This is a genomic window from Clostridium lamae (genome assembly GCF_033043255.1).
GTDB classification, from domain to species: domain Bacteria; phylum Bacillota; class Clostridia; order Clostridiales; family Clostridiaceae; genus Clostridium; species Clostridium lamae.
Window position 1 is genome coordinate 25126 of sequence record NZ_JASCQJ010000017.1, and the last position, 16695, is coordinate 41820.

General features: G+C 30.5%; 16 protein-coding genes. All 16 read left to right on the forward strand.

The window, feature by feature from the left end:
* Nucleotides 1–10: 10 nt before the first annotated feature.
* The 16 genes from QK892_RS09800 to QK892_RS09875 all read left to right on the forward strand — a co-directional run bounded on the left by QK892_RS09800 (nt 11) and on the right by QK892_RS09875 (nt 16691).
* The gene (locus tag QK892_RS09800) at nt 11–1840 is read left to right on the forward strand and encodes a menaquinone biosynthesis decarboxylase (protein ID WP_317273372.1); all 1830 of its coding nucleotides are present in this window, start codon (nt 11–13) and stop codon (nt 1838–1840) included.
* Complete coding sequence (locus tag QK892_RS09805; protein ID WP_317273373.1) at nt 1827–2696, forward strand: UbiA-like polyprenyltransferase; 870 nt, start codon at nt 1827–1829, stop codon at nt 2694–2696. Before QK892_RS09800 ends, QK892_RS09805 begins: the two co-directional genes overlap by 14 nt.
* 57 nt (nt 2697–2753) lie before the next feature.
* The gene (locus tag QK892_RS09810; RefSeq protein WP_317273374.1) at nt 2754–3344 is read left to right on the forward strand and encodes a UbiX family flavin prenyltransferase; all 591 of its coding nucleotides are present in this window, start codon (nt 2754–2756) and stop codon (nt 3342–3344) included.
* A complete protein-coding gene (locus QK892_RS09815) occupies nt 3334–4281 on the forward strand; it encodes an ABC transporter substrate-binding protein (RefSeq protein WP_317273375.1) in 948 nt (315 codons plus the stop codon). Before QK892_RS09810 ends, QK892_RS09815 begins: the two co-directional genes overlap by 11 nt.
* A gap of 17 nt (nt 4282–4298) precedes the next feature.
* Nucleotides 4299–5057: an ABC transporter ATP-binding protein gene (locus QK892_RS09820; RefSeq protein WP_317273376.1), complete on the forward strand. Its 759-nt coding sequence runs from the start codon at nt 4299–4301 to the stop codon at nt 5055–5057.
* On the forward strand, nt 5054–5797 hold the full coding sequence (locus tag QK892_RS09825) for an ABC transporter permease (protein WP_317273377.1): 744 nt from the start codon (nt 5054–5056) through the stop codon (nt 5795–5797). Before QK892_RS09820 ends, QK892_RS09825 begins: the two co-directional genes overlap by 4 nt.
* Before the next feature lie 183 nt (nt 5798–5980).
* Nucleotides 5981–6661 (forward strand): FadR/GntR family transcriptional regulator, encoded by a 681-nt coding sequence (locus QK892_RS09830; protein WP_317273378.1) that lies wholly within the window; start codon nt 5981–5983, stop codon nt 6659–6661.
* Nucleotides 6662–6988: 327 nt separating this feature from the next.
* Complete coding sequence (locus QK892_RS09835; protein ID WP_394855019.1) at nt 6989–8527, forward strand: L-lactate permease; 1539 nt, start codon at nt 6989–6991, stop codon at nt 8525–8527.
* Nucleotides 8528–8565: 38 nt separating this feature from the next.
* Entirely contained in the window at nt 8566–9354 is a 789-nt protein-coding gene (locus QK892_RS09840) for an electron transfer flavoprotein subunit beta/FixA family protein (protein ID WP_317273380.1), read from the forward strand.
* A gap of 13 nt (nt 9355–9367) precedes the next feature.
* Nucleotides 9368–10573: an FAD-binding protein gene (locus QK892_RS09845; protein WP_317273381.1), complete on the forward strand. Its 1206-nt coding sequence runs from the start codon at nt 9368–9370 to the stop codon at nt 10571–10573.
* Nucleotides 10563–11966 carry an FAD-binding oxidoreductase gene (locus QK892_RS09850; RefSeq protein WP_317273382.1) on the forward strand — a complete coding sequence of 468 codons (1404 nt, stop codon included), beginning with the start codon at nt 10563–10565 and terminating at the stop codon, nt 11964–11966. Before QK892_RS09845 ends, QK892_RS09850 begins: the two co-directional genes overlap by 11 nt.
* Before the next feature lie 379 nt (nt 11967–12345).
* Nucleotides 12346–13668 (forward strand): electron transport complex subunit RsxC, encoded by a 1323-nt coding sequence (rsxC, locus tag QK892_RS09855; RefSeq protein WP_317273383.1) that lies wholly within the window; start codon nt 12346–12348, stop codon nt 13666–13668.
* Between the two features lie 77 nt (nt 13669–13745).
* Nucleotides 13746–14759, forward strand: coding sequence for an RnfABCDGE type electron transport complex subunit D (locus QK892_RS09860; RefSeq protein ID WP_317273384.1), 1014 nt, complete (start codon nt 13746–13748; stop codon nt 14757–14759).
* The gene (locus tag QK892_RS09865) at nt 14752–15381 is read left to right on the forward strand and encodes an RnfABCDGE type electron transport complex subunit G (RefSeq protein WP_317273385.1); all 630 of its coding nucleotides are present in this window, start codon (nt 14752–14754) and stop codon (nt 15379–15381) included. The genes QK892_RS09860 and QK892_RS09865 overlap by 8 nt, the downstream gene beginning before the upstream one ends.
* Before the next feature lie 3 nt (nt 15382–15384).
* The gene (locus tag QK892_RS09870) at nt 15385–16098 is read left to right on the forward strand and encodes an electron transport complex subunit E (protein WP_317273386.1); all 714 of its coding nucleotides are present in this window, start codon (nt 15385–15387) and stop codon (nt 16096–16098) included.
* A 2-nt stretch (nt 16099–16100) separates the two neighbouring features.
* A complete protein-coding gene (locus QK892_RS09875; RefSeq protein WP_317273387.1) occupies nt 16101–16691 on the forward strand; it encodes an electron transport complex protein RnfA in 591 nt (196 codons plus the stop codon).
* Nucleotides 16692–16695: the final 4 nt, after the last annotated feature.

Consider the following 16695-nt stretch of genomic DNA (forward strand, 5'->3'; position numbering starts at 1 on the left):
GGAGGTAGTTATGTCTTTTAAAGATTTACAAGCATTTATAAAAGAATTAGATAAAAAAGGTGAGTTAACTAGAATAAAAGTTGAAGTAGATCCAGAATTAGAAATAACAGAAATAACAGATAGAGTATCTAAAAGCTATGGCAAAGCATTATTATTTGAAAATGTTAAAGGCTCTAAATACCCAGTTCTTATAAATGCTATGGGTACATATGAAAGAATGGGAATGGCATTAGGTGTTAAAAATATAAATGACATGGGAAATGTTATAGAAGAGCTTATAGATATGAGTAATTATATGGGGATAATGAGTGCAGTTAAATCTTTACCGAGATTAAGTAGAATGGTAGGGGTTTTACCAATAAAATTACCTATAAAGGGATCTTGCCAAGAGGTAATAAATCATGATCCAGATTTAAATGAATTACCTGTTCTTAAGTGCTGGCCTGAAGATGGAGGTAAGTTTATAACTTTACCTTTAGTTATTACAAAGGACCCAGATACAGGAATACAAAATATGGGCATGTACAGAATGCAAGTTTATGATAAAAACACTACAGGTATGCACTGGCATTGGCATAAAGATGGTAGAGAAATCTACGAACAGTATAAAAAATTAGGTGGCAAAATGCCTATATCAGTGGCCCTTGGATGTGATCCAGCTATAACATATTCAGCAACAGCTCCATTACCTAAAATGATAGATGAAATGATGTTTGCAGGATTCTTAAGAAAGACTCCAATAAACATGGTAAAGTCTATAACTAATGATATATATGTACCAGCAGATGCAGAATTTATTATAGAAGGATATGTTGATGTAAATGAAGAGTTAAGATTAGAAGGACCATTTGGAGATCACACAGGATATTATTCATTAGCGGATGATTATCCAGTTTTCCATGTGACTTGTATAACACATAAGAAAAATCCTGTATACCCAACAACAATTGTAGGTAAACCTCCTATGGAAGATTGCTATATGGGTAAAGCTACAGAAAGAATTTTCTTACCATTACTTAAAATGATGAATCCAGAAATAATAGATATAAACTTCCCACTTGAAGGAGTTTTCCATAGTTGTGTAATTATATCTATAGATAAAAAGTATCCAGGCCATGCAAATAAGGTTATGAATTCCGTATGGGGAATGGGTCAAATGATGTACACTAAAATGGTTATAGTTGTAGATAAGGATGTAAACCCTCAAGATGCAGAGGCTGTAGCTTTAAATGTATTTAATAATATGGATGCTAAGAGAGATATAGTAATAGCAGAAGGTCCATTAGATGCCTTAGATCATGCCTCTAATACTCCTTTATATGGTAGTAGAGTTGGTATAGATGCAACTAAAAAATGGCCAATGGAAGTTCAAGGTAGAGAAAGCCAAGAGGATATGGAAATTACATCTGAAATAAAAGAAAAAGCAGATAAAGTTTGGCAAGAGTTTAAAAATAAAGAAGATATAATAGACATAAACTTCCCATTAGAAGGAGTTTTTAATAGCTGTGTAATTATATCAATAGATAAAAAGAATCCAGGGCAGGCAAAAGAGACAATGAAGTCTGTATGGGAAATGGAACAAAGTATATATAATAAAATGGTTATTATAGTTGATAAAGAAGTAGATCCTAAAAATTTATCTATTGTAGCTTGGAAGGTATTCAATAATATTGATGCTAAGAGAGATTTCGTAATATGCGATGATGGAAGATTAGGAATAGATGCAACTAGAAAATTAGCAAGTGAAGGACATACTAGAGAATGGCCAAAGGATATAGAGATGAGTGACGAAATGAAAGAGTATGTAGACAGAAGGTGGAGCGAATATGGAATTAAGTAAAGTAAAAAATAAAATCTTAGATTATGGAACCTTAGTAATGTTCTCACATACAATCTTTTCATTATCATTTGCATTAATATCTATGTTAATAGCAGGAAATAATAAATTAAATTTTACAACTATATTTTGGATATTAATTGCATTTTTAAGTGCTAGAACAGGAGCAAACGCTTTAAATAGGGTTATAGATGCAGAAATAGATGCGAGAAATCCAAGAACGGCAACTAGACAATTACCACAAGGTTTAATGAATAAAAAAGAGATAATAATCTTTGTAATATTATGTTTTGCAATTATGGTATTTGCAGCATGGAAGCTTAATACTATATGTTTAATACTTTCTCCTATAGCATTATTTTTAATGACTATATATTCATATACTAAAAGATTTACATGGACATGCCATATAGTACTGGGAATAACATCAGCAGCAGCTCCAGTAGGAGCTTGGCTAGCTGTTACAGGAAAAATAAGTTTACTACCATTAGTTATGGGAGCTGCTAATACTTTATGGGTTGCTGGTTTTGATATAATATATGGAGCTCAAGATTATGATTTTGATACTTCAAATGGTATCCACTCAATACCTGCAAGATTTGGAGTTAAAAATGCATTACTTATATCAAGAGTATTCCATATAATTGCATTAGGTTGTTTATTTTTAGTTGGATTATTAGCTAAAGAGTTAGGAATAATATATTATATAGGTTTATCTATAATAGCAGTATTATTTGTAGTACAGCATAAGATGGTTAGCCCAAGTAATTTAAAAAATGTTAAAGTAGCATCATATAACGTAAATCAGATCATAAGTATAGTGTTTTTAATTACTGGGGTTATAGATTGCTTATTATAATGTTATAAATTATATAGATTAGTAGTTAAAAAAATATATATACATAAGGAGGTAACTGTGAAAAAAATAGTAGTTGGAATTACAGGAGCAAGTGGAAGTATATATGCAAAAAGATTAATAGAAGTATTAGTTAAAGAAGGCATTCAAATAAATGTAGTGGCAACTGAAAAGGGAAGACAAGTATTTGGATTTGAACTTGGAATAAATTTAAAAGATTGGATTGATGAGCTAAGTTTAAATTATAGTAATATAAAACTTGAAAATAACAATAATATGTTTTCAGGGGTTGCTAGTGGTTCTAATAAATATGATGCAGTAATAATTCTGCCTTGCTCTATGGGAACTTTAGCAGAAATAAGTCACGGGTTGTCTAAAAATTTATTATGTAGAGCAGCTGACGTAGCTTTAAAAGAAGGAAGAAAACTAATTTTAGTACCAAGGGAAACACCACTAAATACAATACATTTAGAAAATATGTGTAGATTATCTAAAATGGGTGTTGGAATAATTCCTGCTATGCCAGGTTTTTATCATCATCCTAAAAGTATTGATGAAATAGTAGATTTCTTAATTGGGAAAATATTAGATTATTTAAATATAGAAAATAATTTATTTATGAAATGGAAGGACACAAAATATGAAGCTTAAAAAATTACTTACAACATTTATGACACTAGCTATGATAGGAACAATGGCAGGTTGTGCTAAGACAGAAGAGATACAAGAAACAGAAACGAGTACATTAAGAATTGGGGCAATGGGATCAATAGATATCGTACCAATGGTAATAGCAGATGAAAAGGGATATTTTAAAGAAGAAGGATTAGATGTAGACCTTCAAGTATTTAAAGCAGCTAAAGATAGAGATGCTGCACTTCAAGCAGGAGAATTAGATGGTGTACTTGCTGATGAAGTAGCTATATCTATTTATCAAAATTCAGGAATTGACATGAAGATAACAGGAACAACAAATGGTTCTTGGACTTTAGTAGTAGGTAAAGATTCAGGAATAGAAAAGTTAGAAGATTTGAAGGGCAAAAAAATGGGTATATCTGAGCATACTATGATAGACTATCTAGCTGATTATATAGCTACGGAAAATGGAGTAGATACAAAGGATGTAGAGAAAGTTGCTATACCAGCGATGCCAGCAAGATTAGAAGCTCTTAAAAACAATCAAATAGATGCAGCTATATTACCAGCGCCATTTAATGATACAGCAGTAGCTGATGGTGGAAAAGAATTAGCTTATATAGACAATGCAGATATAATGATATCAGTAATAGGATTCTTACAAGATGTAATAACTAATAAGCCAGATGATATTAAGAAGTTTTATAATGCCTATAATAAAGCAGTAGAATATATGAATAATACTGATCTAAAAGAGTATGAAGATATAGTTATATCAACAGTTGGATATTCAGAAGAAATGAGAGGTAATATAATATTACCAGAAATTAATGTAAATTACTTACCATCAGAAGAAAGAGTTCAAGCAGTATTTGATTGGTCAAAAGATAATGGAATAATTAGTAAAGATTTAAAAGCTAAAGATGTAATAAGTAATATTGGAATCAAGTAATTTATAGGAGAGATTTTATGATACAGATAAAGGATTTATCTGTTTTCTATGAATCTAAAAAGGAAAAAGTAAAAGCACTAGGTCCAGTAAGTATTGAAATAGAATCTGAAGATATATGTGCAATAATAGGGCCTTCAGGGTGTGGAAAAACAACTTTATTAAATGTATTATCAGGAATAATAAAAGAATATGAGGGTGAAGTTCTTCTAAATTCAGAAAAACTTAACCCTCATATTCATAATATAGGTTTAATTCCTCAAAACTTTGGCCTTTTGCCATGGAAAACAGTAGAAGAAAATTGTATTTTACCATTAAAAATAAAAAAAGCTAATATAGATAAGCTAGAAATTATTAATAAAATGGATTTAATGATGAAAAGATTAGGTATATATGAATTAAAGCATAGATATCCACGAGAGCTGAGTGGAGGTCAAAAGCAAAGGGTAGCTATTGTAAGAAGCTTCTTAATGAAACCAGATATTTTGTTAATGGATGAGGCATTTTCAGCATTAGATGCAATTATAAGAGAAGAGGCACAAGAGTTATTTTTAGAAATATGGAATGAAAATAAAAACAACACATTTTTTGTAACTCATAGTATAGATGAAGCACTATATATGGGAAAAAAGATTATAGTAATATCTAATACACCAGGTAAGATAATTGATGTTATAGATAATAGTTTATTTAATAATAAAGACTACAAAAATCATCCATGCTATTCTAAGATGTTTTCTTATATAAAAGGCTTAATTAAAGGTGGGGAAGGTAAATGAAAGAATTAAAGAAAATTTGGATTTTTATTAAAGGATTTATAATATTAAATATACTTTGGTATATATTTTCTTTATTAATGAATTCTAGAATATTACCTAGCCCACTAAAAATATATGCTAATTTACCTAATTTATTTAAAAATGATTTTCATGTACATATATATGCAAGCTTATATAGAGTAGGAATTGGCTTATTAATAGCATTTATTATAGGAATTACTATAGGGCTTATAATGGGCTATTCTGATAAGATAAATAAATTATTAAATCCCATTATATATTTTACATATCCAATACCCAAAATGGCTCTATTACCAATAACTATGACTTTAGGTGGACTTGGGGATGGATCTAAGATTGCTATGATAGTTTTAATTATAGTATTTCAAATAATAGTTTCAGTAAGAGATTCAGTAATTAATGTATCTAAAGAAGATTATAATATGCTAATAAGCTTAGGTGCAAAAAGGTTAGAATTATTTTACCATGTAACTATGCCCTCTATATTACCTGATATATTGACTAATATTAGATTGTCTATAGGAACAGCTTTTTCAATATTATTTTTTTCAGAAGCATATGGGACGAGCAAAGGAGTAGGCTATTTTATACAAGATGCTTGGTCAAGAATTAACTATATAGATCTGTATTCTGGAATACTTATATTAAGTATATTGGGATTAATACTATTTCTACTTTTGGATTTCATTGAAAATGTGGTATGTAGATGGAAGAAATAAATAGTTTATAAAGAATGTAAAACTCCAAAGAGAGAGATTCTATCTTTTGGAGTTTTTATTTTTATTACTTTAAAATAAGGATCTTAAACAAAAAAAACGTTATAATAATGTAGAAGGAATATTACTTATTATAGATATTATGGTATATTATAGGTAGAGAAAATAGGATTTTGAGGTGAGAAAGTGGAACAAAAAAAATCGTATATTAAAGTTATTGATTATATTAAATATCAAATAAGAATAGGTGAATTAAAAATGGGTGAGAAGCTTCCATCTGAAAGAGAATTATCTGTGATGCTTGGAGTTAGTCGTAATTCAGTAAGAGAAGCTATTAGAACTTTAGATTTTATGGGTATAATATCTAGTCAGCATGGAGCAGGTAATTATTTAACAGGAAACTTTGAAAATAATTTGATTGAATCATTGTCAATGCTGTTTATTTTAAATCAAATTAATTACAAAGAAATTAGTCAGTTACGTTTTGCTTTAGAAACTCAAGCTCTTTTATTAGCTATTGATGAAATAAGTGATGAAGAACTTAAGGAAATAGAGGAAATTAGCTTAAAATTAGAAAGCCAAACAGAAGAAAATAATGTTATTCTAGATAAAAAACTTCACTATAATATTGCAATTGCATCAAGAAACAAATTGATTGTGGATATTTTGCAAGCTCTTTCAGAAATAATGAATAGATTTATAACTGATCTTAGAAGAGAAATATTATTAACAGAAGAAAGTAAGGTGAAGCTTCAAGAGTCTCATAATAATATGGTAAAAAGTTTAATTAATAGAGATAAAGAATTAGCTTATCAAGCAATTAACAAACATTTTGAATTGATAAATGAAAATTTAAGTAAATTTTAACTAAAATAAGGTAAATGGTTTAAATTTAGCAGAATTTTTAATGAATTCTGAAAAATGTTAAAACAAGATGTTAAAAAAATAACCTTTATTTACAATAGGAGGAACTGGTGTTACTATTTACTTACAACAGGTCCTACCAGTTTCAAATAAAATTATATTTAAAAATTTTTTTTGGTGAAACTGGTCCTACCAATATAGACTAAGATCAATAAACAAAGGAATAAATAATTAATATATTATCTTTAAATAAAGTAGTACTACAACCGTTCAATTAATCACGTGGACCACATTGAATAAAAAATTACTTTAACAAATTTAAAAAGGAGAATAATTATGATTGTTTCATTCATCTTAGCCTTACTACCAATTATCTGGCTTATTATAGCATTAACAGCTTTAAAAATGCCGGGATATAAAGCTTGCCTTATAGCCTTGGTTTTATCTTTTATTATTGCTGTTATGTTGTGGGACATGCCTCTTATAAACAGTATTACAGCAATTTTTGAAGGAGCTTCAATGGCGCTTTGGCCTATCATAGTAGTAATAATTGCAGCAGTATTTACCTATAATGTATGTATTCATACAGGGTATATGGAAATCATTAAGAAAATGTTAGCAGGAGTTACAAGAGATAAAAGAGTTTTAGTTTTAATAATCGCCTGGGGATTTGGAGGATTTATGGAGGGGATGGCAGGTTTCGGAACTGCAATAGCAATACCAGCTAGTATGCTATGGGCACTGGGATTTGATCCATTATTTTCAGCAGTAGTATGCTTAGTTGCTAATGCAAGTCCAACTGCTTTTGGATCAATAGGGATTCCGACTACTACATTATCAAAAGTAACAGAGCTTAGTGTAATGGGGTTATCTGTTAATACAGTTACTCAGCTTGCACCAATAATAATTTTAACACCTTTTATTATGGTATTTTTAACAGCAAAATCTAAAAGAGCATTTAAGGGAGTAGGTTTAATTACTTTAATTTCTGGATTATCCTTTTTGATTCCAGAGTATTTAGTAGCTAAATATATTGGACCAGAACTTCCAGTAGTAATAGGTTCTGTGTCATCAATGCTTTGCACAATATTAGCGGCGAAAGTATTTAAAAATAAGGATATTACTCCAGAATTTAATATGGGTACAATAGAAAATGAGAAGATAAGTAAAAAAGAAGCAGTAAAAGCCTGGCTTCCATTTATTCTAATATTTGTATTCTTAATAGGTACATCAAATTTAGTTAAACCAGTTCATAATTTATTAGCACAAGTAAAAACATCAGTAAGCATTTACAATGGAGAAGGAGCAAAACCTTATACTTTTGCATGGGTTTCAACACCAGGAGTGTGGATTATTCTTTCAGCTTATATAGGTGGAATTGTGCAAGGTGCTAAGTTTGGCAAGATTACAATTATTTTAAAGGATACAGCATTGCAAATGATGAAAACGATTGTAACTATTATGTCTATTATGGCAACTTCAAAGATTATGGGATATAGCGGAATGATTGCTTCCATTGCAGAGATGTTTGTTAAAGTTACTAGCTCATTTTATCCACTATTTTCTCCCTTACTAGGTTCAATAGGATCTTTCGTAACAGGAAGTGGAACTTCATCAAGTGTTTTATTTGGAGGACTTCAAGCAGAAACTGCAAGTTCACTTAATTTTAATTCATCATGGATAGCAGCTGCTAATACAGCAGGAGCTACAGCAGGAAAAATGATTTCTCCACAAAGTATTGCGATTGCTATTGGAGCAGTTGGTCTTGAGTCGAAAGAAAACGTTATCTTAAAAGGGGTAATTAAATATTATGCTCTCTTCTTAATACTAATGGGAATAATTAATTATGTTGGAGCACAATTTATTTAATATATTTTAAAAGTTATAAAGGATAGGTGATTAATAATATGAATATTCTAGTATGTATTAAACAAGTACCTGGAACAAGTAAGGTTGAAGTTGATCCGGTTACAGGGGTATTAAAAAGAAATGGCGTTGAATCTAAAATGAATCCTTACGATTTATATGCAATTGAAACAGCTTTAAGAATAAGAGAAAAAAAGGGCGGAACAATAAGCGTTATATCAATGGGACCAAACCAAGCAATTAGTGTAATTAAAGAAGCCTTCGCTATGGGAGTTGATAATGGAGCTTTAATTTCAGATAGAAAATTTGGTGGAGCAGATGTTTTAGCAACTAGCTATACAATTGCACAAGGAATTAAAAAATTAGGCAATTTTGATTTAATTATTTGCGGAAAGCAAACTACTGATGGAGATACAGCACAAGTAGGACCAGAAGTTTCTGAGTGGCTAAATATTCCAAGTGTATGTAATGTAAGAGAAATTTTAGAATTAGAAGATGATGGAATAACTGTAGAAATGGATATGAGTGATGATCTGGAAGTTGCAAAAGTAGAATATCCATGTCTTATATCAGTAGAGAAAAACATATTTATGCCAAGACTTCCGTCTTATGTTAAAAAACAGGAAACTAAGGATCGTGAAATAAAAATTATTACATTTAATGATTTAGATGATAAGAATGAAAAACACTATGGTCTTAGTGGTTCACCAACTCAAGTAGAGCGTATTTTCCCACCAGCAACCAATGATCATCAAGAAATATGGAGAGGTGACTCTACAGATATCACAAATAAATTAGCAGACAAATTAAAAGAATTAAAATTCCTATAGGAGGTAGAAGGTAATGGCTAAACTTTTAATAAATCAGGATAAGGTTGGAAACATTCAAGATATTATAAAAATATGTCCCTTTGGAGCTATGGAAGAAGAAGCTGGAAAGCTTCAAATAAATGCAGCTTGCAAAATGTGTAAGTTATGTGTTAAAAAAGGTCCAAAAGGTGCTATTGAATATGTGGAAGAAGAAGTAGTAGCAGTGGATAAAAGTATTTATAAGGGAATAACTGTTTATATAGATCATATTGATGGCGAAATTCATCCAGTAACTTATGAACTTATTGGAAAGGCAAGAGAGCTTGCAGCAAAAATTAATCATCCAGTTTATGCTATTATGTTAGGAAATAATATAACAGAAAAGTGCCGTGAAGTTCTTCATTATGGTGTGGATAAAGTATTTGTTTATGATGATGAATATTTAGAAAGATTTAAGATAGAACCATATACAGCTGCCTTTGAAGATTTTGTTAATAAATTTAGACCAACTACAATTTTAGTTGGAGCAACACCAGTAGGTCGTCAATTAGCACCAAGACTTGCAGCTAGAGTTAAAACTGGACTTACAGCAGACTGTACAATCCTTGATATTAATGAAAATACAGACTTAGTTCAAATTAGACCAGCTTTTGGTGGAAATATTATGGCACAAATTTTAACACCTAACAATAGACCGCAAATTGCAACTGTTCGTTATAAGGTTATGAATGCACCTGAGAGAAATATTGAAGAAACTGGAGAGATTGTTAAGTGCAATATAGAAGCTGAAAAACTACAATCCAAAATTAAAGTTCTTGATATTATTTCAAAAGAAAAAGAGCAATTTATTGAAGCTTCAGATGTTTTAATTGTTGCAGGCCGTGGAATTAAAAAGGAAGAAGACTTAGCAATGATACAGGAACTGGCAGATTTACTTGGAGGACAAGTTGCCTGCACAAGACCATTAGCTGAAGCTGGATGGATAGAGGTAAAAAGACAAGTTGGATTAAGTGGAAGAACAGTAAGACCAAAATTAATTATTACTTGTGGAGTATATGGCTCTGTACAATTTGCTGCTGGAATGAATAATTCAGAAAATATTATTGCAATTAATAAGGATGAAAATGCTCCAATATTTAAAACAGCTCATTATGGAATAGTTGGAGATTTATATGAGATTATACCTAATTTAATTAAAAAAATAAAAAATAATGAGGAGGTACTTTGTTATGGATTATAAAAGAATAGATAAAGATGATTTGGATTATATATATGGGATTATAAATGATGCTAGCAGGGTTCTTTATGGTGAAGATATTAATGAAGAATATAGCCATGATGAATTAAGTGATACAGTAAGTTATCCAGATGTTGTTATAAAGATTACTTCTACAGAAGAGGCTTCTCAAATAATGAAATATGCTTATGATAATAACATTCCAGTAACACCACGTGGTTCAGGAACAGGACTTGTTGGAGCATCTGTTTCAATAGAACATGGAATTATGATAGATACAACTTTAATGAATAATTTTTTAGAACTAGATGAAGAAAATTTAACAATTACAGTAGAACCAGGAGTTCTATTAATGGAATTATCAGCTTATGTAGAGGAAAGAGGATTATTCTATCCGCCAGATCCAGGTGAAAAATCTGCAACAATAGGTGGAAATATAAGTACCAATGCAGGGGGGATGAGAGCCGTTAAATATGGAGTTACAAGAGACTATGTGAGAGGTCTTGAAGTAGTTCTTCCAAATGGAACAGTGGTGAATTTAGGGGGAAAGGTAGTAAAGAACAGTACAGGTTATGCTCTAAAAGATTTAATGGTTGGATCAGAGGGAACACTAGGATTAATAACAAAAGCAACAATGAAATTATTACCACTACCTAAAAAAGCAATTAGTTTATTAATTCCATATCCAACTTTAGAAAAGGCAATAAGAACTGTACCTTTAATAGTTAAATCAAAAACTATTCCAACAGCTATTGAATTTATGCAAAGGGAAGTTATTATAGATGCAGAGGAGTATTTAGGAAAGAAATTCCCAGATAACAGTGCAGATGCTTATTTATTATTAAAGTTTGATGGCAATTCAACAGAAGAAATTGAAGAGGCTTATGATAATGTAGCAAAACTTTGTTTAGAGCAAGGAGCTTCTGATATATTAATTTCAGATACAAGTGAAAGAGAAGAATCTATTTGGAAAGCAAGAGGAGCATTCCTTGAAGCTATAAAAGGATCTACAACTTATATGGATGAAGTTGATGTAGTTGTTCCAAGAAATCGTGTTAATGACATGGTAGAATATATTCATAATCTTTATAAAGAAGTAAATGTTAGAATTAAAAGCTTTGGACATGCTGGAGATGGTAATTTACATGCTTATATTTTAAGAGATGATTTGAATGAAGAAGAGTGGGATGAAAAAATGAATGATGCCATGGAAAAAATTTATGGCAAGGCTAGAGAATTAGAAGGACAAGTATCTGGGGAGCATGGTGTTGGATATGCTAAAAAATCATATTTATTAAAATCAATGGATCCAGATCTAATAGAAGTAATGGCAGGAATTAAAAAAGCTTTTGATCCTAAAAATATATTAAATCCTCACAAAATATTTCAAGATTAGGATTGATAGGTTGATAAGTTAATAGTAAAAAGTGATATAAATTTTTTAAGCAAAAACCTATAAATCCACTAATTAAAATATAAAATTTAAAGTTATGATTTTAAAAAGACTTTGTATAATTTACAAGGTCTTTTTACATTTTAGAGAATAATAGACAAAGAAATAGAAAATAAAAATAACTTTAGCTTAATTTATAGGACATTCATCCGATAACTATATAGGAGGAATATTAAGGAGCGGGGAAGATATCTATGTAAAATAATATAAATTATAGAACAATATTTAATTAGTAGAAAAAAATGTTTTATGCAATTGTTTAATGAGACACTGTGGAATATAATTAAAGTGTTGAAAAATTTAAAGGTAAAGGATTGAGCTTATGAAATTAGGTACATTTAAAGGTGGAATTCATCCGAATGATGGAAAAGAAATGTCAAAAGATATTCCCATAAAGGAGATTCTTCCTAAAGGAAATCTGATTTTTCCTATGTCTCAGCATATAGGAGCTCCAGCAAAACCAATAGTTACTGTTGGAGATAAAGTTTTAGCAGGAGAAAAAATTGGGGAAGCTACAGGATTTATTTCTGCCAATATAATTTCTTCAGTATCAGGTATAGTAAAGGCTATAGAACCAAGACTTACTGTTTCAGGTAATAAGGTTATATCTATTATTATCGAAAACGACAACGAGTATAAATTGGCGGAAGGTATTGGAGAAAAGAGAGATTACACAAAGCTTTCCAAAGAAGAAATAAGAAATTATATTAAAGAAGCAGGAATAGTAGGATTAGGTGGAGCAGGATTTCCAAACCATGTTAAACTTACTCCTAAGGATGAGAATTCTATCGATTATGTAATTGTAAATGCTGTAGAATGTGAACCTTATTTAACTTCAGATTATAGAGTTATGCTTGAAATGCCTGAAAAAATTATTGGAGGGCTTAAGGTAGTTCTAAGTTTATTCCCAAATGCTAAAGGTATAATTGCAATTGAGGATAATAAACCAGAGGCTATAAAAGTTCTTCGTAAAGCAGCAGAAGGAGAAAATAATATTTCGGTATCTGTACTTAAAACAAAATATCCACAAGGGGCAGAGCGTTCAGTGATTTTTGCAACGACAGGAAGAAGAATTAATTCATCTATGCTGCCAGCAGATGCTGGATGTGTAGTTGATAATGTTGATACTATAGTCTCAATTTATATGGCTGTTTGTGAATCTACACCTCTAATGAGAAAAATAATTACTGTTACAGGAGATGCTATTAATAATCCTAGAAATTTTTCAGTGAAAATAGGTACAAACTATTCTGAACTTGTAGAAGAAGCTGGAGGTTTTAAAGAAAGGCCAGAAAAGATTATTTCAGGTGGGCCTATGATGGGAACTGCTATATTTAATCTTGATATTCCAGTTACTAAAACATCTTCTGCACTTTTATGTTTTACAAGAGATGAAGTAGCAGAAAATGAACCTACTGCGTGTATTCGTTGTGGACGATGTGTAGAAGTATGTCCTAGTAGTCTTATACCTCAAAAAGTGGTTGAACATGTAGATGGTATAGATGATGAAGCATTTATAGCACTTAATGGTATGGAATGTTATGAATGTGGAAGCTGTACATACATTTGTCCTGCAAAAAGAAGAATTACGCAAGCTTTCAAACAAAGTAGGAAAAGTGTTTTAGATAGTAGAAAAAAGAAATAATATATAAATTTTAAAATTGAAGTAATGAAAATAATTATGGGGAAATAAAAATATTTCGGGGAAAGGAATTATCTAAAATGAGTGAATTATATAATGTATCAGCATCACCTCATGTGAGAAGTAAAGAAAGTACTAAAACAATAATGGCTGATGTTGCGATTGCATTAATCCCTGCAGGTCTATTTGGAGTATATAATTTTGGATTGAATGCATTAATAATAATATTAGTAAGTGTTGCCACTTGTATTCTTACTGAATATATTTATCAAAAAAGAATGAAGAAAGTAATTACTATAAGTGACTGTAGTGCATTAGTTACAGGTCTTTTGTTAGCATACAATATGCCATCAACTATACCTTTTTGGGTGCCAATAGTAGGTGGAGTTTTTGCAATAATAATTGTTAAGCAGCTTTTTGGAGGCGTGGGGCAAAACTTTATGAATCCTGCTTTAGCTGCAAGATGTTTTTTACTTATCTCATTTTCAAGGATTATGACAGACTTTGGTATTGCAGCAGATAATACACTTAAAGGAATCATAATGAATGGACGTGCTGCTATAACTGGATATGCTATGGTTGATGGAGTTTCATCTGCAACTATACTTTCAGCAGTTAAAACAGGAGGAGATTTTAATTTATTAAGTATGTTCCTTGGAACAACAGGAGGAACAATTGGAGAAACGTCAGTTATCGCAATCTTAATAGGAGCAATTTATCTTCTAAGAAAAAGAATAATTTCACTAAAAATTCCTATGACATATATAGGATCTTTCATTGTATTTATAGTATTAATGAATCTTTTAGGTGGAAAAGGATTTAACATAGAATATATTATAGGAAATGTTATTGGTGGAGGATTAATGTTAGGTGCCTTCTTTATGGCGACAGATTATGTTACTTGTCCAATAACTCAAAAAGGGAAAATAGTTTTTGGAGTCTTATTAGGTTTCCTTACAGCAGTTTTCAGAGTTTATGGAAGTTCAGCAGAAGGAGTTTCCTATGCTATAATCTTAGCTAATATTCTTGTTCCTCTTATTGAGAAATATACTCTTCCAAAGGCATTTGGAAAGGAGGCAAGAATAAATGGCTAATCATAAAAGTACAATCATAAAAGATACAATAATACTTTTAATTATAACTCTTGTCGCTGGATTTGCATTAGCAGCAGTTAATAGAATAACAACTGAACCTATTGCCTATGCTAGGACGGAGGAAAAAAATAAAGCTTATAGAGCCATGTTTAATGATGCAGAAACTTTTGAAGAAAATGAAGACTTGATTAAAAAGTGCAATTCATCTAAGGAATTTTTGGTTGATAAAGGCTTTAATGGAACTAAAATAGATGAAGCATTAATTGCAAAGTCTAATAATGAAGTTATAGGATATATATTAAATTCTACTTCTCCAAATGGATACGGTGGAAATATTCAAATTTCTCTTGGACTAGATAAAGAAGGAAAAATTCAAGGCTTTGAAATACTTTCAATTAGTGAGACAGTAGGACTTGGTATGAAAGCAAATGATGATGAGTTTAAATCACAATTTGCAGGTAAAAATGTTAAAGAAATAAAATATACAAAATCAGGAGCAGCTGCTGAAGACGAAATAAATGCTATAAGTGGGGCTACTATTACAACTGCTGCAGTTACTGAAGCTGTAAATTCAGCATTAGTTTTTGCTGAAGAGTATATTATAAATAAGGAGGCTTTTTAATATATGAATAGATATACAGAACGTATTTATAATGGAGTAATTAAAGAAAATCCTACTTTTGTAATGATGCTTGGAATGTGCCCAACTATGGCTGTTACTACTGCAGCTATTAATGGAGTTGGAATGGGACTTGCTACGACTGCAGTTCTTGTAATGTCAAATATGCTTATATCAATGCTTAGAAAAGTAATACCAGATAAAGTTAGAATGCCTGCTTATATAGTTATAGTAGCTTCTTTTGTAACAATTGTAGAAATGTTACTTGAAGCATATTTTTATGAAAGTTTATATAAGTCTCTTGGTATTTTTATACCTCTTATAGTTGTTAACTGTATTATTCTTGGAAGAGCAGAATCATATGCATCTAAAAATGATGTAACATCATCTGTTTTTGATGGAATTGGAATGGGACTTGGTTTTACAGTAGGGCTTTTAGTTATTGGTGCTGTAAGAGAATTAATAGGAAGTGGACAATTATTTGGCTTCACAGTACTTCCAACTTCTTATGAACCGGTATCAATATTTGTACTAGCTCCAGGAGCATTCTTTGTAATTGCATTTTTAACAGCTCTTCAAAATAAATTTAATGCACCTAGTGCTACTAATAAGAAAGATAGTTCATCAGATCATTGTAGTACAGGTTGTGCTGGATGTAGTATTCAAGGATGTAGTTCAAAGATAGAAATAATTAATGGAATTGATGAAGGAGTGAAATAATTATGGTACAAAGTTTAATTTTAGTTATAATAACTACAGTTTTTATAAATAATGTATTACTTAATCAATTCCTAGGGCTTTGTTCCTTCTTGGGAGTTTCAAAAAAGACAGAAACCGCAGTTGGAATGGGGGGAGCAGTTATTTTCGTTATAACTCTTTCTTCTGCAATAACTAACCTTATTTATAATTTTATACTTGTAAAATTTAGTCTTGAATATATGAAGACTATAGTATTTATAGTAGTAATTGCAGCCTTAGTTCAATTAGTTGAAATGATTCTAAAAAAATATATTCCTAGTCTTTATAAAGCGCTTGGAGTGTATCTTCCTCTTATAACTACAAACTGTGCAGTACTTGGAGTTGCTCTTACAAATATTCAAGTTCAATATACAAGTTATCTAGAAAGTTTTATTTTTAGTGTAATAGCTGGTCTTGGAACTTCAGTAGGATATTTAGTTGCAATTTTAATACTTGCAGGAATAAGAGAAAGAATAGAACATAATGATATACCAGAATCTTTTAAGGGAATGCCAATAGTAATAATTTCTGCAGGTCTTATGGCAATTGCTTTTATGGGATTTGCTGGATTATAAGGGG